The following is a 16,918-nucleotide window of genomic DNA, read 5'->3' on the forward strand; positions in this document are numbered from 1 at the left end:
CCAGTCGCTCGTCGTGAGAATCCGCAGGTGCACCATGACCATGAGTCTGCCGCGACACTCGGCTCACTGACGAGCAGTTACGGGACAACCCTTAGGCCAGCGATCGACGGCAGTACGTGGGACAGCGGCTCTACACGTCTCGACTCCGTGCGGTTCTTGTCCGGGCGACGACCGCGACCTGGTGCTGACCAGATGCGATCCCCCTGTACGGCGCTCGACCCGCGGCGCGACGGATGGCTGAAGGGTGAGGGCGGGACGATCAGGTTGGGCCCGGAGGTGTGCGACCTGGTGGTCACCTCTGCCTCTGCCGTCGCGTTGGCCGCCGCCGTCGCGCTGGATCGGCGGCAGGCGGGCGGGTGCGGGGCGGTCGTCGGCGCCGGGCGGCGGCTGCGGTGGCCGGTCCTTCCGGGCGCCTCGTGCCGTTGGGGTAACCGTCCGCACGCCCTGTGCCCGAGCGGCGGTGCCACCTTCGGCATACCCCCGCGTGACCGTGTACGGGACCCGGCCGGTACCGGCCGCGGGCACCGAAGCACCACTCCGTCGACCCGGCCCCGCTGGGGAAGACGCTGATGGAGTACCAGCCGGCGCCCTCCCCGCGCGACGCGGACATCCTGGGCCACTGGTACGCACGACACTGAAGCACCGGTCGCCGCGTCCCCCGCGGCAGCCGGTACAGACGGGCCCTCCCGAGTACGCACCGGTCCCTCGTGCCCCCGTCACGACGCGCGAAGGGCCCTCGGGCAGGGCCGGCCCCCTCCAGGACGCCCGTGCCGCCGTGCCGCCGGGCTGCCGGAGGCGCGGGCCCCGGCCGTCCCCGGTTCCTCCAGGGGACGGCCGGTCACCGCCCCTTGCCGCATTCCGCTCCGTACGCTCATGAGGACTTCCATGCACTCGTCGCCCGGCCCCGCGCCGTCCTCCCTCGCCGACCACCTGATCGGCCTGCACCTGGCGGCGCTCCCCACCGGGGCGCTGCTGAAGGCGGACGACCTGTTCGAGGAGTTCGGCGGCCTGCTACGGGCACCGGACGACGAGGAGACCGTCATGCGGACGGAGGTGGAGGACGACGATCGGCGGCATCGTCTGCGGGATGCCGGCCGCCACCGGCGGGACCGGCTCCGGGCGTGCATGAGCGGCGCGAACAGGGTGCGCGTGTTCACCGCGCTGGTGATCCCCGTGCCGTTCCAGACGTACGCCTACCAGCAGATGGTCGCGGAGGCCGAGGCCGAGGCCGAGACGACCGTGCTGCCGCCGGTCTGGTGGCCCGAGCCCGAGCCCGCGGCCATGACGCTCTTCCTGGACGAGTACGTCCTGGTGCGGCCGGTGGGCGGCCACACCCTCATGGCGCGGCAGCTCCGGTACCTCCACCACTTGGCGGAACAAGGCACCGCGCGGGTCCTCGTCTTGCCGGGCCACGCCCCTGTTCCCGCCCCCGGCGGCCCGCTGTACGAGATCGAACGCCCCGAAGGGACGCTCTACGCCGACGAGGACAACATCGCGGTCCTCTACCGGGTCGGCCCGCACGCGCCCGCGCTGCGCGCGTGCATGGACCGGTACGAGCAGGCCGCGCTGCCCCCCGACGAGAGCCTGCGGCGGCTGGACGAGGCGATCACCGCGATGGCCCAGAAGCACGTCTGACCCCCTCCCCCTCTTTCCCCGACGGAGCCGAGGCATCATGTGCCAGAGCAACTCCCCCACCCCCGCTCCCGCTCGCGGTCACGGTCGGACGGACCGCGAGCGCCGGCTCGGCAGTTCCGTGCGTACCGGCCGGGTGTTCGCCGAGCCCGATCCGTACCCCCGGCTCCTCACCGCGCGCCGCGAACACCTCGACCGGACGGTCAAGCGGCTGCTGGCCGCGGGGCGCGTGCCGCGGGTGTGCCTGTACGCGCCGACCGTGGGCGGCCGGGAGCCGACGCACTCCCTGAACCTCGCACACGACTTCGCCGCCCGGCAGTACTGGAGGGTCACCGGGCGCTACACGGACGATTCCGGTGAGACCGACCCCGAGCGGCGGCCGGGGTGGACCTCGGTGCGCCACCACATCCGTGCCGGTTACGCGGACGGGGCCGTGGCGGTCGCCCACGTCGCCATCAGCCCGGACCCCGGTGTCTACGGGCAGCAGCTCAAGAGGCTCCAGGAGGGCTTCGGGTTCCTCGCCCTGGTGGTGCCCGAGGTCGAGGTGGCGGGGAGGCGGCGGTGACGGCCCACTCCCCCGCCCGGCCCGACACGCCACCGCTCCCACCGCTCCCGCCCCCCGCGGTCCAGCGGGCCGGGCTCCTCTTCGCCGTCTCCTTCGAACCGGCCGAGTACCGGGTCGGCCAGATGCGCCGGATCACCGCCGCGCTCCTGCGCCACCGGGGCCTCGGCGCAGTGCTCGACCCGGCCGTGCTCGTCGTCTCCGAACTCGTCACCAACGCCGTCCGGCACGGCCGCGGGAACGTCGGGCTGACGGTGACGTACTCCGCCGTCGAGCTGCGCATCGAGGTCAGCGACGGCAGCACCGCCCCGGCCCGCCTGCGGACCGCCGAGGAGACCGACGAGAGCGGCCGAGGTCTGTGGCTCGTCGCCGCCGTCGCACGGGAGTGGGGCGTCAGCGACGACGGCACGGTCACCTGGTGCGCCCTCGCCCTCCCCGCCGGGCCGTCGTGATGGGCGCCGCACCCGGCGACATCCTGCAACCGCCGAGCCGGTTCTCGGACGACGAGGACACCGCGCACCGCACCCTGGCCGGTCCGCGCCGCGCCCTGGCCACCGGGGGACGGGCCGCCGAAGCGGACCGGCGTCACACTCCGGTCGCCTCGGTGGTCGACGGCCGGGTGTACGGGGACCCGGACGACGTCCTCGACGAGCACCCACGGCCCCCACCGGCCCAGACACTCACCAGCTCGGCGTGGCTCCGGGCGACGGTCACGGCGCTCGTCGAGACGGTGCCGCACCTGGTCTCGCCGTACCCGGCCGACGCGATGGCGCACCTGATCGACACCAGCACCGAACAGCCGCCCCCTGCGGACGCGATCGGGCACGTCCGCCACCTCGCCGTGGCCGTCCTCTCGGTCCTCGACTTCCAGGACGAGGCAGACGACGCGATCTACGAGGCGTGCCGGGCCGGCGGTGTGCGGCTCCTGATGATGCAGATGGGCCTGACGGTCGCCGAGCGCGTCGACGCGCTGGGGCTGATCGCCGTGTGAACCCCGCTAGAGTCCCCTACCGGCAAGACGCCCCACCGGTCAAAGGACGGAGCACCGTGCCCCAGCAGCCCGTGAACGACGTGATGCTCATCCTGGAGCGCGACGGAGCCGTGTGCCTCGCCGAACGGCGGGGCACCGGTTACGCGGACGGGATGCTGAACCTCCCTTCCGGGAAGGTCGAGCCGGGGGAGAGCGTGTACGACGCGGTGATCCGCGAAGCGCACGAGGAGATCGACGTCACCATCGAACGGGACGCCCTGCGGATCGTCCACGCCATGCACTTCCGCAACCCGGAAGGAGAGCCCAGGGTCGGATGGTTCCTCACCGCCCGGCACTGGGAGGGCGAGCCGCACAACATGGAGCCCCACAAGTGCGCCGGCCTGTCCTGGCACCCGAGCGACCGGCTCCCGGACAACACCGTGCCGTACAACGCCCTGGGGATCGCGCACTACCTCAAGGGAGAGCCGTTCTCCGTGCACGGCTGGTAGAGGGCCGCGGGAAACCCGTGATACCGGCACGGACCGAGGCGTTCCAGCGTCCAGGACGGGACTGTCCTCGTGGTGCTGTGCGGGGCGGACACCGCCCCCGGACACTCGTACAGCCTTGACCGCGCTACTCGGAGGGACGGCCCGAACGGAGACCCGCAGGTTGCGCCACCTGCCTGCCCGGCCATCGCGGGACTGCACCATCTGACCCGCCCGCCGAGCCCGTGACCTTCACCCGTCCGGGCCAGTTGTCGCATACGAGTGCCCCGCATCCCTCGAAGGAGTGGCCCGTGCCCATCGCCGTCGCCGACGTCGCCGCATCCGTCCCCGAACGCCACTACACCCACCACGACGGCCGCGGCGCCACACCGAACCGTTCCAACCCCAAGGTGATCCACCGCGAGCTCACCACCCTCGACGTCCACGACGGCATGAACGTCATCGAGATCGGTACCGGCTCCGGCTACTCCGGCGCCCTGCTCGCCCGGCTCGTCGGCGACTTCGGCCACGTCACCAGCCTGGACGTCGACCCCTACCTCGTCCGCTGGGCGAACCTGATCCACCAGGAGCGCGGCGTGCACAACATCCGCTGCCACGTCGCCGACGGCACCGCCGGCTTCCCCGCGAAGGGCCCGTACGACCGGATGGTGGCCTGGTGCACCCCGCCCCTGCTGCCCGAGGCGTGGGTGGACCAGGTCGTCGACGGCGGGCTGATCATCGCCCCGCTGCCGATCGCCCCCGTGCCCAACATCACCGTCGTCGCCAAAATCCGCATCCAGGGCGGCGAACCGGCGGTGGAGCAGGTGTTCACCGGCTGGTACGTCGAGGCGACCGCCTCCCCGCAGACCGACCTGGACCTGCCCGGACGGTGGGTGGACTGGGAGAACCGCGTCCCCGGCCCCTCGTGGATCTCCATCGCCTGGCGCGAGGCGGACGACCACTGGCACACCGGCGCCCGCACCGCCCTGGACCGGCTGCTGAAGGACGCTCACACCGAGCCGTACGAGGGGGCGGAGGTCGACTGGCACTCCTGGCGGACGTTCGTCGCCGCCCAGGCCCACCCGCGGCTCACCTCGGCCGGACTCCGGCCGGACCTGTGGGCCATCGGCCACTCCACCCCGACGACGGCCGCCGTCCTCCAGCAGGACGGCACCCTCCTCGCCGACCACCCCGACTCGCCGTCCCTCGCCGTCCTGCGCGGCTGGCTCCGCGCGTGGGAGGACGCCGGAAGGCCGGGCCCGGAGTCGTACGCCGCCGTCCTCGGCCGCAGCCGGAGCGGCTGGCACCTGCGGTTGGCCCGGTGACGGGCCGCCCCGCGATCGGTCTCGGAGCGCGCCGGTCCGGGGCGTTCGACGGTCCGGGGGGTCGGCGGGCCGGTGGTTCGGCGATCGCCGGCCGGCCCGTTAAAGGCACTGCCGTCACGGGGTGGCGTCGTGCCCCGCCCCCAATGGGCCGACCTGCCATCGATCTCGGTCGGTGGGTGCGGGGCAGGGCGACACCCGCGCGAGCGCGCCGGCCCCTCCCGGCATCCGGGTGGCCGGCTCCCGGACCGCACCGTGCCGTACGGCGCGCCGGGCCGTACGGCACCCCGGGGACCGCCGCCTCCGAACCGGGGAGGGCCGCTCTCCGCGCGGCCGGCAGAGGGGCGGGGGACCCGGGAACGGCGAAGAGACGCGGGGAACCCAGGAACGGAGGGGAAGCGCGGGGAACCCGGAAACGGCGGGGAAGCGTGGGGAACCCGGGAACGGCGGGAGGGTCGCACCCGCAAGGCGCCCAGGAACGGCGGGAGGGCCCGCACCCGCGGGGCGTCCGGGAACGGCGGGAGGGCCGCACCCCGTGTGGAAACGGGGTGCGGCCCTCCGCCGCTCACCTGCCGGGGACTCAGCCGCGGATCAGGTTGCGCAGCACGTACTGCATGATGCCGCCGTTGCGGTAGTAGTCGGCCTCACCGGGGGTGTCGATGCGGACGACCGCGTCGAACTCGACGCCCGTGTCGGTGGTGACCTTGACCGTGCGCGGCGTGGTGCCCTCGTTCAGCTCGGTGACGCCCGTGATGGAGAAGGTCTCCTCGCCCGTCAGGCCCAGCGACTGGGCGGACGCGCCCTCCGGGAACTGGAGCGGCAGGACGCCCATGCCGATGAGGTTGGAGCGGTGGATGCGCTCGTACGACTCGGCGATGACGGCCTTGACGCCGAGCAGCGCGGTGCCCTTGGCGGCCCAGTCGCGGGACGAGCCGGAGCCGTACTCCTTGCCGGCCAGGACGACCAGCGGGATGCCGGCGGCCTGGTAGTTCTGCGAGGCGTCGTAGATGAAGGAGACCGGGCCGCCCTCCTGCGTGAAGTCACGCGTGTAGCCGCCCTCGGTGCCCGGCGCGATCTGGTTGCGCAGGCGGATGTTGGCGAACGTACCGCGGATCATGACCTCGTGGTTGCCGCGGCGCGAGCCGTAGCTGTTGAAGTCGCGGCGCTCGACGCCGTGCTCCGTGAGGTACTTGCCGGCCGGGGTGTCGGCCTTGATGGCGCCGGCCGGGGAGATGTGGTCGGTGGTGACCGAGTCGCCCAGCTTGGCGAGGACGCGGGCGCCGGTGATGTCGGTGACCGGGGTCGTCTCCATCGTCATGCCCTCGAAGTACGGGGGCTTGCGGACGTAGGTGGACTCCGGGTCCCACTCGAAGGTGTTGCCGGTGGGGATCGGCAGGGCCTGCCACTGGGCGTCGCCCGCGAAGACGTCCTGGTAGGACTTGGAGAACATGTCCTCGCCGATGGCGCTGGCGACGACCTCGTTGACCTCGGCCTCGGTCGGCCAGATGTCCTTCAGGTAGACCGGGTTGCCGTCCTGGTCCGTGCCGAGGGCGTCCTTGGTGATGTCCACCTTCATGGAGCCCGCGATGGCGTACGCGACGACCAGCGGCGGGGACGCCAGGTAGTTCATCTTGACGTCCGGGTTGATCCGGCCCTCGAAGTTGCGGTTGCCGGAGAGGACCGAGGTGACGGCGAGGTCGTGGTCGTTGACCGCCTTGGAGACCTCCTCCGGCAGCGGGCCGGAGTTGCCGATGCAGGTGGTGCAACCGTAGCCGACGAGGTTGAAGCCGACCTTGTCGAGGTACGGGGTGAGGCCCGCCTTGTCGAAGTAGTCGGTGACGACCTTGGAGCCCGGGGCGAGGGTGGTCTTGACCCACGGCTTGCGGGTCAGGCCCTTCTCGACGGCCTTCTTCGCGACGAGCGCGGCGGCGACCATCACGTACGGGTTGGAGGTGTTGGTGCAGGAGGTGATCGCGGCGACGGTGACGGCGCCGTGGTCGATCTCGTACGTCGAGCCGTCGGGGGCGGTCACGGTGACCGGGTTGGACGGGACGGCACCGGTGCCCTGGCCGTGCTGCGGGGCGCCCGCGCCGTTCTCCTCGCGGCCGTAGGCGGGGGCGTCGGAGGCCGGGAAGGACTCGGCGCTGGCCTCGTCGACCGGGGAGGCGGCGGCCTCCGAGGTCTGGGCGACGGGGGCATCGACGTAGTTGAGGACGTCCTTGGCGAACTGCTGGGCGGCCTCGGCCAGGACGATGCGGTCCTGCGGGCGCTTCGGGCCGGCGATCGACGGGACGACGGTGGAGAGGTCCAGTTCGAGCTTCTCGGAGAAGTCCGGCTCGGCGGACGGGTCCAGCCAGAGGCCCTGCTCCTTGGCGTACGCCTCGACGAGCGCGACCTGCTGCTCGGAGCGGCCGGTGAGCTTGAGGTAGTTCAGCGTCTCGTCGTCGATCGGGAAGATCGCGGCGGTGGAGCCGAACTCGGGCGACATGTTGCCGATGGTGGCGCGGTTGGCGAGCGAGGTGGCGGCGACGCCCTCGCCGTAGAACTCGACGAACTTGCCGACGACACCGTGCTTGCGCAGCATCTCGGTGATGGTGAGCACCAGGTCGGTGGCGGTGGTGCCGGTGGGCAGCTCGCCGGTCAGCTTGAAGCCGACGACGCGCGGGATGAGCATGGAGACCGGCTGGCCGAGCATGGCGGCCTCGGCCTCGATGCCGCCGACGCCCCAGCCGAGGACGCCGAGGCCGTTGACCATGGTGGTGTGCGAGTCGGTGCCGACGAGGGTGTCGGGGTAGGCCTGGCCGCCCCGCACCATGACCGTGCGGGCCAGGTGCTCGATGTTCACCTGGTGGACGATGCCGGTGCCGGGCGGGACGACCTTGAACTCGTCGAAGGCGGTCTGGCCCCAGCGCAGGAACTGGTAGCGCTCCTTGTTGCGGCCGTACTCCAGCTCGACGTTCTGGCCGAAGGCCTCCTTGGTGCCGAACTTGTCGGCGATGACGGAGTGGTCGATGACCAGCTCGGCCGGGGCGAGGGGGTTGATCTTCGACGGGTCGCCGCCGAGCTCCTTGACGGCCTCGCGCATGGTGGCGAGGTCCACGACACACGGCACACCGGTGAAGTCCTGCATGATCACGCGGGCCGGGGTGAACTGGATCTCCTGGCTCGGCTGGGCCTGGGAGTCCCACTCGCCGAGGGCCCGGATGTGGTCGGCGGTGATGTTCGCGCCGTCCTCGGTGCGGAGCAGGTTCTCCAGCAGGACCTTGAGGCTGTACGGAAGGCGGGCCGAGCCCTCAACCTTGTCCAGCCGGAAGATCTCGTACGACTCGTCGCCCACGCGCAGCGTGCTGCGGGCGTCGAAGCTGTTCGCCGACACGACAGTCTCCTTCATCAATGTGCGCGTTCAACCGCATCCTGCCGCCACGGCATCTCGCCGATCCGCTAAGGTAAGACTTAGTTAGGCTTGCCTTACCTGTGCGGGCGACCGCGGTGCGTCGTCAGCAGATATCTCGATGTCGAGATAACTCTAGTACATCCCCGCCGTCCGGTCATGCGCCGGCGCCCCCGGCGCCGGGGCCATGCGGGCGAGTTTGGGCGAAAGGCCCGCGCGGGCGGCCCGCCCGGGGAGAATGCGAGCCATGAGCCGTGAGCTTCTTGCCGACAAAGTGGTCCTCATCACCGGAGCGAGCAGCGGCATCGGAGCCGCGGCGGCGAAGGTCTTCAGCGAGGAGGGCGCGACCGTGGTGCTGACCGCCCGCCGGGAGGACCGGCTGGCCGCCCTCGTGGACGGGCTCCGCGGCGCCGGGGCGGAGGCGTCCTACGTGGTGGGCGACGTGTCCTCGGCCGCGGACGCGGCCCGCGCGGTGGACGCCGCGGTCGCCGCGTACGGACGGCTGGACGCGGCCTTCAACAACGCCGGCGTCGGAGGGGACCGCACCCCGCTGCACCTGATGGCGGACGACGTCTACGACACCATCATGGACGTCAACGTGCGGGGCGTCTGGAACTGCCTGCGCCACGAGATAGCCGCGATGCTGGCCCACGGGGGCGGCGCGATCGTCAACAACAGCAGCGTCGCCGGCCTGGTGGCCATACCCGCCGCCGCGCCGTACGTCGCCTCGAAGCACGCGGTCGTCGGCCTCACGCGGGCGGCGGCCGACGAGTACGCCCAGCAGGGCATCCGGGTGAACGCCCTCGCCCCGGGGACCACCCGCAGCGAGATCACCGCCGACTGGTTCGCGCGCAACCCCGGCATGGAGGAGCTGGCGTGCTCCATGACCCCGCAGGGGCGGACCGCCGCGCCGGAGGAGGTCGCGGCCGCCGCGGCATGGCTGCTCAGCGACCGCTGCCCCTTCCTGACCGGCGCGGTGGTGCCCGTGGACGGCGGCTTCGTCAACCACTGACGGGATGCGTGCCGCCCGCCGCCGCTCCCCCGGCCGGCGGCGGGCCGGGCGGGGGCGGGGGCGACGGGCGGCACGGTCGGCGTTCCCGCGCGTCGTGGGGTGCCGCGTCGCGCTCGCGGCGCTTCCCCACGGCTCCCTACGGCTTCCTGAGCCGGCGGCCCCTCATCCGCGCCTCGAAGGCGGTCCGTCCGCCCTGGTGGCCCCTGACCTCGATGGCGAACCGCCCGGGCAGCAGCGTCGTCAGCGGGCCGGCCTCGATCCAGCAGGGCTCGTCGAACTCCACGTACTGCGCGTAGGAGACGCACACGTCGGTGAAGTCGACGAGCCACGGCCAGGTGGCGGCGTACGCGGCCTGCTGGGCGGCCTCCAGGAGGACCAGGCCCGGCACGTGGTCGACGGGGTGGTCGAAGAGCAGGGTCTGGGAGACGTCGTTGCGCAACTGCCAGCGGTGGCCGTCGCCGCCGGCCGCCAGGAGCACGTCGTTGTCGCGCGTCCGGCCGACCCGGCGGGGCGGCAGGGCCTCGGGGAGCGGCCACCGGCCCCAGTCGACGGCGAGGTGCCGGCCGCGGACGCGGCGGTAGGCCGCCGGGGACACCCAGCCGAACCTCGTGTTGGCCAGGCACACGGGCGCGCCGCCGGGCCGGCGGATCTCGAACTCCATGCCCAGCGCGGACGGTCCGGCCTCCCGCGTCACCGTCACGCGCACCTCGAACGCGGCGCCCTCGCGCGCCCGGAAGCCCGGCCGCACCGTGATGTTCAGGGTGTTCAGCAACGTCTGGTGCCCCGTGGGCACCCCGTACTCGGCGTGCGCGACGAGGAGACCGCTCTGCCGGATCGTCTGGGCCAGCAGGCGCGGGTCGTACTCTCCGGCCGCGCCTCCGGCGGGCCAGCGGACCAGGACCCCGAAGGAGTCCGGGCCCCGTCTGTGCCAGTCCTCTATGAGGATCGCCGAACTGTGTCTCAGGTGGGTGTATTCGCCCAGCCTGTCGGTCGGACGGGGACCGAAGTCGCGGAACAAGGTGGCCTCTACGGCTTCAGCGGACATGGGCAAGGATCCTCCCGGAACGAGATACTCCGTGATGTGGGGTAGCTGCGCGAGCGGTCCGCGCTGATAAAGTACTGATCATTCGGTTACTCGCGAGGGTCGCTGAGTGGGATTGGCAGGACGCGAAGAGGGGACTCGGAGGCTTGGCGTGGTGAGGCAGGACCGTGCGATTCGCACTCGCAATACCATCCTTGAGGCCATGGCGAGCCTTTTCAACGAGGTCGGTTACGACGCCGCCACCATTGCCGCGCTGGTCGAGCGAACAGGGCTGACTCGTGGTGCCCTGTACTTCCACTTCGCCTCGAAGGAGGACATGGCGCGCGCCGTGCTCGACGAGGCCGTGACCCGGGACGGGTTGCGTCCGCAGACCTTCAAAGTCCAGGAGTGGGTGGACCTGGGGCTCCTGCTGGCCTACCGCGTGCCGCGGGAACCGGTGCTGCGCGCCGCGATACGGCTGTCCGTCGACCCCAAGGCCCGCAGGCTGTTCGGCACCCGGTGGCCCGACTGGGCCGCGGTCGGCCGTGACCTGCTCACCGAGGCGCAGGACCGCGGCGAACTGCTTCCGCACACCGACCCCGACGCCATCTCGCGGATGGTGGTCGGCGCCTGGACCGGAGTGCAGCTCGTGTCGGAGACGCTCGGGGACACCTTCGACCTCTCCGAGGAGATCGCGAGGATGTACCAGTTGATGCTGCCCAGCGTCGTCAGCCCCGCCGTGCTCGCCAGGATCGACCTGTCCCCCGAGCGGGGCGAGCGGCTGCTGCGGGCCGACGAGAGCGAGGCCACGGCCGGGGTCTGAACCCCGGATCCGTCCCCTGGGCTCCGAGCGGGTAGGCCGCTCGGGGCCCAGATGCGTTCCCGGCGCCAGTGCCGCGCCCCTCCTCGTTCCGCGGCGTATTGCATATGCGTACCTCCGCTCTCTGGCGTGGCCGGGATGCGCCCCCTGGTCCGCTCCTCCCACAGAAGTGGCCGTAAGTGAACCAAGCCACCGTCCGGGGTGAGCGGGTCGTCCCGGTGCGGGATCCTACTGGCGCCCCGTTCGGTTTTCTAGTGCCCGAATAAACAATTAATGTCCTGCTTGCCTGATTTTTCCTGATCGTAGAGCGACTTTCTTCTGTCCGACTTGGCATGCTTAATGCGTTTTTAGTGCGGATACTCGGCTGTACAAATAACAGGACGTGTGTTTCTTTTTAGGGAGGGAGAGAAGGGGAGAGGGGGCACGATGGTGGCGCACGCCGCGCAGCCGGCTCCGGCGGAGCCCGTACAGCGGCTCATGAGAAGGATGACTCCGCGAGGCAAGCCCATCGCCAAGTCTGGCGTGATCCGGGTACTGGTGGTCGAGGACGACGCCGAGGCGGCCGACGCGCGGGTGCGGGAGCTCAGGCGCCAGGGATATGCCGCGAGCAGTGTCGACACGGGGGCGGCGGCACTGAGCATCCATCAGCAGGCCGATCTGGTCCTGCTCGACCTCGACCTCCCCGACATCGACGGGCTGGAGGTCTGCCGGTCGATACGGGAGATCGGTGACAAGCCGATCATCTCCGTCACCGCGCGCGACACCGAACTCGACCGGGTCCTGGCCCTGCAGGCGGGGGCGGACGACTGCGTCGTCACCTCGTGCGGCTCCCGGGAGATCCACGCGCGCATCGAGGCCGTGCTGCGCAGGGTCCACCCCCGGACGGAGCCGACCCGGATCCTCTCCCTCGGCCCCCTGTGCATCGACGGCAGGACCCGCGAGGTCCGTCTGCACGGGAATCCGGTGAGTACGACCGCCAAGGAATTCGAGCTGCTGCACGTCCTGGTCGCGAATGCGGAAAGCGTCGTTTCCCGGAAGGAATTGATGGCTCGCGTCTGGGGGACCGACTGGGCGGATTCCAGTCGCACCATCGACACCCACGTGCGCAGCTTACGGGCGAAGCTGGGAGCCAAAACCTGGATCATCACGGTCCGGGGCGTGGGTTATCGCATCGGGCGCGGCTGACGGGCGCCTCGCACGCCGGTGGACGGTGACATTCCTGCGGTAGGGGGCTCCGGGGGTGAAAAGGGAGCCGCATTCGGGGCCCTTCGCTTTCCGACGGGCCCCGCGGTCGTATGCCCGGAGGCCGTATGCCCCGCGGCCGTATGCCTGGCAGTCGTACGCCCGGCGGTCGTACGCGCCCGGCGGTCGGTGGTGCGGGGAGGGGCCGGAAAGCGGCGGAAGGCGCTGGAGGACGCCGAAGGGCCCCGGTCGTCCCCCGCCGGAAGCGGACGGGGGACGACCGGGGCCGGGCCACCGCGGCGCCGGGGCCGCGGTCAGGCGGCCTTCGGGGCCTCCAGGAGGCCGCTCAGGCCCACCGCGTCCTGGCCCAGGCCGGCCGGCCTGACCCAGTCGAACGGCCGGTAGACCGCCGGCCCCAGGCCCAGGCCCTCCGAGACCTGTTCGCGCAGCCGGTTGGAGGCGAAGGCGCCGATGACGTTCATCTGGGCGTCCCGGTAGTGGCGCTCCACCTCGTGGCCCGGTGTCAGGCCGGCCGATCCGTGGATCTGCACGGCGCGCGCGGCCACCTCGACGGCCATCTCCGTGGCGTAGATCTTGAGCATGGCGATCAGGTCCCTGGCCGACCGGCCCGCGGCGCGCTCCGCCGCCGCCCGGCGGGCCAGCAGGCGGGCCGCGTCGATCTGGGCGCGCGAATCGGCGAGCTGCGCCTGGACGCCCTCCATGTGGGCCAGGGGGCGTCCGAAGGCGACGCGTTCCCGGGCGTGCCGGACCGACGCGGCCAGCGCGGACTCGGCCGTCGCGATGGCGGAGACGGAGACCAGCAGCCACCCCCACGCCATCCCCTCGGAGAGCTCCTCCAGGGGTACGGGGATGACGTCGGCCTCCGCGACGCGGGCGTCGGTGAAGACGATGCCTCCCCAGGGCATGCCCCGCAGCCCCATCCGCGGGATCTCGTAGCGGTGGATGCCCGGCTGCCGCAGGTCCACGAAGGCCAGGCACCAGTCGGGGCCGTCGTCACCGGCCGCCTTCTCCCGCCGGGCGAGGGTGACGGCGAGGTCCGCGTCGGGCGCGTTGGTGATCCGGGACTTCTCGCCGTTGACGACGAAGCCGCCGCCGGAGCCGGCGGGGCGCACCGTGGTCCGGTAGGTGCCCGCGTCGCTGCCCGCGGTCGTCTCCACCACGGCGAACGCGGCCAGTTGCCGGCCGCTCAACAGGCCGTTCAGCAGCCGTTCGTGGGTGTCGTGGTCCCCGTACGTGGAGATCAGCTTGGCGCACAGGAGCGCGGACACCGTGGCCGACCAGTAGGTGCTGGGACAGGCCCGGGCCAGCGCCTCCATGGCCGCGGTCTGCTCGGGTCCGTCGGCGCCGGTGCCTCCGATCTCCGGCGGGTGGAAGAGGCGCAGGTAGCCGCTGTCGGCGATCTCCTTCCAGTTCTGTGCGGGGATGCGCCCCGTCGCGTCGGTCTCGGCCGCCCGTCGGGCGATGCCGGGGAAGCTCGGGGTGGTGCCGGTGCCGTTCCGGTTGACGTTCATGTCGGGAGCCCTTCCTCCGAGTTCAGCCGAGTCCCAGCAGGGACGCCGCGATGACCGGCCGCAGCACGTCGCCGCCCCCGCCGGTCCCGGCGAAGAACAGCGCGTCGCGGTGGGTCCGTTCGATCAGGTGGTCGCCCGTGTGGACGAGGGGGCCGGACAGCCGTGCCGCCCCGTCGACCACGGCCCGCACGGCCTCGGCCGTGAACAGGCGGGCCGCGGCCGCGTCCTGGTGCGAGGGCCGGCCGCCGGAGTCGAACTGCTCCGCGGCCCGGTACAGCAGCCCGCCGGCCAGTTCGCACCGGGTCGCCAGGTCGGCCAGGGTCAGCCGGGCCGACTGGGCGTGGGACAGCGGCCGGCCGAACAGCCGGCGCTCGCGGGCCGCCCCGACCGCCTCCCGGGTCAGGGCGCGCATCAGGCCGAGCCAGGGCGCGCTGGAGAACACCCAGTCCAGCGCCGCGAGGAGCGGCTCCACCTCGGTGGCGGCCTCGTGCGGGGTGCCGAGCACGGCGTCGTACGGGACCGGGCAGTCGTCGAGGACCAGCCGTCCCCAGGGGCACGTGGGCATCGCCGCCGGGCCGGTCTCCTCGACGCGCAGGCCGGGCGTGTCGCGGTCCACCAGGAACGCGGTCCGGCCGCCGCCGTCGCGGTGTGCCGCGACGACGAGGAAGTGGTGGGCGACGGGGGCGCCCGCCACCAGGTCCAGCTCGCCGTCGAGCAGCCAGGCGTCCTCGCAGGGCCGGACGGTGACGGCGGTGGCGAGGGCGGCGCCCTGCGTCTGGTGCAGGGACAGGGCGCCCAGCCACTGGCCGGACGCCATGCGGGGCAGGTAGTGCTCCTGCTGCCAGCGGCGGCCGAAGACCCGTATCGGCACGGTGGCGAGCACCGCGTGCACCGTGGTCGCGAGGGCCAGGCCCGGGTCGCGGGCCCCTTCGCCGAGGCCCTGCAGCAGGGCGCAGGTCTGGGTGGCGGACAGGCCGCCGCCGCCCAGCCCGCGCGGGACCAGGGGTCCGGCGAGCCCGGGGCGGGCGCCGGTCAGTTCGGCGAAGAGCGCCGGGTCCCACCTGCGGTCCCGGTCGCGGTCGGCGGCGGACGGCCGTGCGACGCGGTCGGCGAGTTCGCGGGCCTGTTCGGCCAGCGACGGTTCGGCGCCGGGCTCGGCGGGGGAATGCGGAAACGCCATCGGATTCCTTCCCTCCCCTTTTTCGGGGGTCTGCTCTCAGGCCACCGGTATTCGGCGGCGCAGGAGGTTCGCATGGGTGTCGGAGTACTCAAAGGTGTTTTCGGTCGACATGCCACCCCTGTTCGATCGGAAAAAACAGGTGCCGCCACCCTAGCGAGGATCTGCGCCGCACCGAGGAGTCGACCGTGGACTTTCCCGCGAGATCGCAGAGATTTCGCTCAACTTTCCTGTCCTGACGTTCCGACACAGTGCTTGACAAACCTCTGACACAAGGAGCGTTGTTCCTTGACGGGGGTGCCGCCCAAGATGTTTCCCGATGCGGCTCGCATCACTTTCGCTCTGGAACGGAAGAGGAGGGAACGCACATGGGAAGGACGCAGCACGAGAACGGATTACCGCAGGGACTGCCCCATCTGTCGGACGCGACCTTGCGGGACTCGGCCCACATGGCGGGCGTCGAGTTCGGCCCCGAGGACGCCGCGGTCATCGCCCGCCTGCTGGTCAGGACCGGGGTCGACCTGGTCGAGGTCGGCATGGTGTCCGGCCCGGGCTCCAAGGACGCCGACCTCGTCCTCGCCACGCACGAGGCGATCGGCCCGGAACGCAGCATGACCCTCGTCGTCGTACGGGACCGGCAGCAGGTCGCGACGGCGCTCGACGAGGCCGAACGCCTGGGCGTGCGCCACATCATGTACTCCATCCCCACCTCCGAGCAGCACGCCAAGCTCAAGCTCGGCTCGCCCAGCCCCAAGTTCCTGAACGCGCTGGCCCGTTCGGCGATCACGCAGGCCAAGGAGCGCGGCTTCCACGTCACCTTCAGCGGCGAGGACGGCGCCCGCACCCCGCGGGAGCGCCTCGTCCCCTACGTCACCGCCGGCTTCGAGGCGGGGGCCGACCGGTTCCGCCTGGCGGAGACCGTCGCCTACCTCTCGCCCTGGCAGATGGAGGAGGTGATCGGGGACCTCACCGCGATCGACGGCTCCGAGATCGAGATCCACTCCCACAACATGCTGGGCATGGCCGTCGCCAACTCCCTCGCCGCCGTCCGCGCCGGCGCCCGGTGGATCTCCGCCACCGTCGGCGGCATCGGCGAACGCGGCGGCAACGCCCCGCTGGCGGAGCTCCTCACCGCCCTGCGCGTCATCCACGGGGACACCCGCTTCGACCTGAGCCACCTCACCGAACTGTCGCGCGTCGCCCTCAAGGGGGCCGGCCTCGGCGAGGCGTTCCAGTCGGGGCCCACCACCCCCCACGCCTTCGCGTACGAACTGCCCGGCCAGCTCACCCACCCCGAGGCGTACGAGACGCTCCCCGCCGAACTCGTCGGCAACACGCGCGAACTGCGCGTCCGCACCCGCCTCACCCCCGCCCTCGTCACGTGGGCGCTCGACGAGTCCGGCGTCTTCGTCGACGTCGACGCGTTCGTGCCGTGGCTGGCCGAGCGCCAGGAGCGCGACGGCCGCCCGCTCCTCGACCGGGACGCGATCCGCAAGGCCGCCATCGACTTCCAGGCCGCCTGACCCGCACCGCCCCGCCCGGGACCCCGGGTCACGCGACCCGGCCCACCGGGCCCCCGTCCGCCGACCACACCCCTCATCACCCAGGGAGCCACCATGTCCACCGCCACCCTCACCGGCGTCTGCCCCGAGTGCGAGACCGACCTGACCGTGCCCCCGATGGTCCAGGGCGAGACCCTCTCCTGCCCCGAGTGCATGCTCACCCTCCGCGTCGAAGACGTGCGGGACGGCACGCTCGCCCTGGAGATGGTCGAAGTCCAGCTCCGGGACTGGGGCCAGTGAGCGAGAGAGC

Annotated in this window: 15 protein-coding genes; 11 read left to right on the forward strand and 4 right to left on the reverse strand. The window is 72.2% G+C overall.

Going from position 1 to position 16,918, the window contains the following annotated elements:
• Window positions 1–885 precede the first annotated feature (885 nt).
• From AC07D6_RS10475 to AC07D6_RS10500, 6 genes are all read left to right on the forward strand, one after another.
• Window positions 886–1,635 carry a Scr1 family TA system antitoxin-like transcriptional regulator gene (locus tag AC07D6_RS10475; RefSeq protein WP_479043292.1) on the forward strand — a complete coding sequence of 250 codons (750 nt, stop codon included), beginning with the start codon at window positions 886–888 and terminating at the stop codon, window positions 1,633–1,635.
• A gap of 37 nt (window positions 1,636–1,672) precedes the next feature.
• Entirely contained in the window at window positions 1,673–2,197 is a 525-nt protein-coding gene (locus AC07D6_RS10480) for a hypothetical protein (RefSeq protein ID WP_479043293.1), read from the forward strand.
• Window positions 2,194–2,646, forward strand: coding sequence for an ATP-binding protein (locus tag AC07D6_RS10485; protein ID WP_479043294.1), 453 nt, complete (start codon window positions 2,194–2,196; stop codon window positions 2,644–2,646). Before AC07D6_RS10480 ends, AC07D6_RS10485 begins: the two co-directional genes overlap by 4 nt.
• Window positions 2,613–3,185: a hypothetical protein gene (locus tag AC07D6_RS10490; protein ID WP_479043295.1), complete on the forward strand. Its 573-nt coding sequence runs from the start codon at window positions 2,613–2,615 to the stop codon at window positions 3,183–3,185. The genes AC07D6_RS10485 and AC07D6_RS10490 overlap by 34 nt, the downstream gene beginning before the upstream one ends.
• 56 nt (window positions 3,186–3,241) lie before the next feature.
• Window positions 3,242–3,673 carry an NUDIX hydrolase gene (locus tag AC07D6_RS10495; protein WP_479043296.1) on the forward strand — a complete coding sequence of 144 codons (432 nt, stop codon included), beginning with the start codon at window positions 3,242–3,244 and terminating at the stop codon, window positions 3,671–3,673.
• A 287-nt stretch (window positions 3,674–3,960) separates the two neighbouring features.
• A complete protein-coding gene (locus AC07D6_RS10500; RefSeq protein WP_479043297.1) occupies window positions 3,961–4,974 on the forward strand; it encodes a methyltransferase domain-containing protein in 1,014 nt (337 codons plus the stop codon).
• A 577-nt stretch (window positions 4,975–5,551) separates the two neighbouring features.
• Here AC07D6_RS10500 and AC07D6_RS10505 read toward each other — a convergent pair.
• Window positions 5,552–8,347 carry an aconitate hydratase gene (locus tag AC07D6_RS10505; RefSeq protein WP_479043298.1) on the reverse strand — a complete coding sequence of 932 codons (2,796 nt, stop codon included), beginning with the start codon at window positions 8,345–8,347 and terminating at the stop codon, window positions 5,552–5,554.
• Window positions 8,348–8,609: 262 nt separating this feature from the next.
• On the opposite strand from AC07D6_RS10505, the gene AC07D6_RS10510 reads away from it, so the two are divergent.
• Complete coding sequence (locus AC07D6_RS10510) at window positions 8,610–9,374, forward strand: glucose 1-dehydrogenase (protein ID WP_479043300.1); 765 nt, start codon at window positions 8,610–8,612, stop codon at window positions 9,372–9,374.
• 136 nt (window positions 9,375–9,510) lie between these two features.
• Here the strand turns inward: AC07D6_RS10510 and AC07D6_RS10515 are convergent, their stop codons facing one another.
• Window positions 9,511–10,419: a ScbA/BarX family gamma-butyrolactone biosynthesis protein gene (locus AC07D6_RS10515; protein ID WP_479043302.1), complete on the reverse strand. Its 909-nt coding sequence runs from the start codon at window positions 10,417–10,419 to the stop codon at window positions 9,511–9,513.
• A 151-nt stretch (window positions 10,420–10,570) separates the two neighbouring features.
• On the opposite strand from AC07D6_RS10515, the gene AC07D6_RS10520 reads away from it, so the two are divergent.
• Window positions 10,571–11,218 carry a ScbR family autoregulator-binding transcription factor gene (locus AC07D6_RS10520; protein ID WP_315877351.1) on the forward strand — a complete coding sequence of 216 codons (648 nt, stop codon included), beginning with the start codon at window positions 10,571–10,573 and terminating at the stop codon, window positions 11,216–11,218.
• 483 nt (window positions 11,219–11,701) lie between these two features.
• A complete protein-coding gene (locus AC07D6_RS10525; RefSeq protein ID WP_479043304.1) occupies window positions 11,702–12,400 on the forward strand; it encodes a response regulator transcription factor in 699 nt (232 codons plus the stop codon).
• 311 nt (window positions 12,401–12,711) lie between these two features.
• Here the strand turns inward: AC07D6_RS10525 and AC07D6_RS10530 are convergent, their stop codons facing one another.
• Both AC07D6_RS10530 and AC07D6_RS10535 read right to left on the reverse strand, forming a co-directional pair.
• Entirely contained in the window at window positions 12,712–13,929 is a 1,218-nt protein-coding gene (locus tag AC07D6_RS10530) for an acyl-CoA dehydrogenase family protein (protein WP_315877353.1), read from the reverse strand.
• A gap of 22 nt (window positions 13,930–13,951) precedes the next feature.
• Window positions 13,952–15,109 (reverse strand): acyl-CoA dehydrogenase family protein, encoded by a 1,158-nt coding sequence (locus AC07D6_RS10535; protein ID WP_479043306.1) that lies wholly within the window; start codon window positions 15,107–15,109, stop codon window positions 13,952–13,954.
• Between the two features lie 365 nt (window positions 15,110–15,474).
• Between AC07D6_RS10535 and AC07D6_RS10540 the strand changes: the two genes are divergently transcribed.
• Window positions 15,475–16,629 (forward strand): isopropylmalate synthase, encoded by a 1,155-nt coding sequence (locus AC07D6_RS10540; RefSeq protein ID WP_479043308.1) that lies wholly within the window; start codon window positions 15,475–15,477, stop codon window positions 16,627–16,629.
• Window positions 16,630–16,722: 93 nt separating this feature from the next.
• On the forward strand, window positions 16,723–16,908 hold the full coding sequence (locus tag AC07D6_RS10545) for a lysine biosynthesis protein LysW (RefSeq protein ID WP_315877356.1): 186 nt from the start codon (window positions 16,723–16,725) through the stop codon (window positions 16,906–16,908).
• Window positions 16,909–16,918 lie beyond the last annotated feature (10 nt).

This window comes from Streptomyces sp. NPDC045287, assembly GCF_056432325.1.

Bases quoted from the DNA above. Each gene is read 5' to 3' on its own strand.
- AC07D6_RS10535 (WP_479043306.1), bottom strand. From the start codon at position 15,109: ATGGCGTTTCCGCATTCCCCCGCCGAGCCCGGCGCCGAACCGTCGCTG.
- AC07D6_RS10510 (WP_479043300.1), top strand. From the start codon at position 8,610: ATGAGCCGTGAGCTTCTTGCCGACAAAGTGGTCCTCATCACCGGAGCG.
- AC07D6_RS10525 (WP_479043304.1), top strand. From the start codon at position 11,702: ATGACTCCGCGAGGCAAGCCCATCGCCAAGTCTGGCGTGATCCGGGTA.
- AC07D6_RS10475 (WP_479043292.1), top strand. From the start codon at position 886: ATGCACTCGTCGCCCGGCCCCGCGCCGTCCTCCCTCGCCGACCACCTG.
- AC07D6_RS10530 (WP_315877353.1), bottom strand. From the start codon at position 13,929: ATGAACGTCAACCGGAACGGCACCGGCACCACCCCGAGCTTCCCCGGC.
- AC07D6_RS10540 (WP_479043308.1), top strand. From the start codon at position 15,475: ATGGGAAGGACGCAGCACGAGAACGGATTACCGCAGGGACTGCCCCAT.
- AC07D6_RS10480 (WP_479043293.1), top strand. From the start codon at position 1,673: ATGTGCCAGAGCAACTCCCCCACCCCCGCTCCCGCTCGCGGTCACGGT.
- AC07D6_RS10545 (WP_315877356.1), top strand. From the start codon at position 16,723: ATGTCCACCGCCACCCTCACCGGCGTCTGCCCCGAGTGCGAGACCGAC.
- AC07D6_RS10515 (WP_479043302.1), bottom strand. From the start codon at position 10,419: ATGTCCGCTGAAGCCGTAGAGGCCACCTTGTTCCGCGACTTCGGTCCC.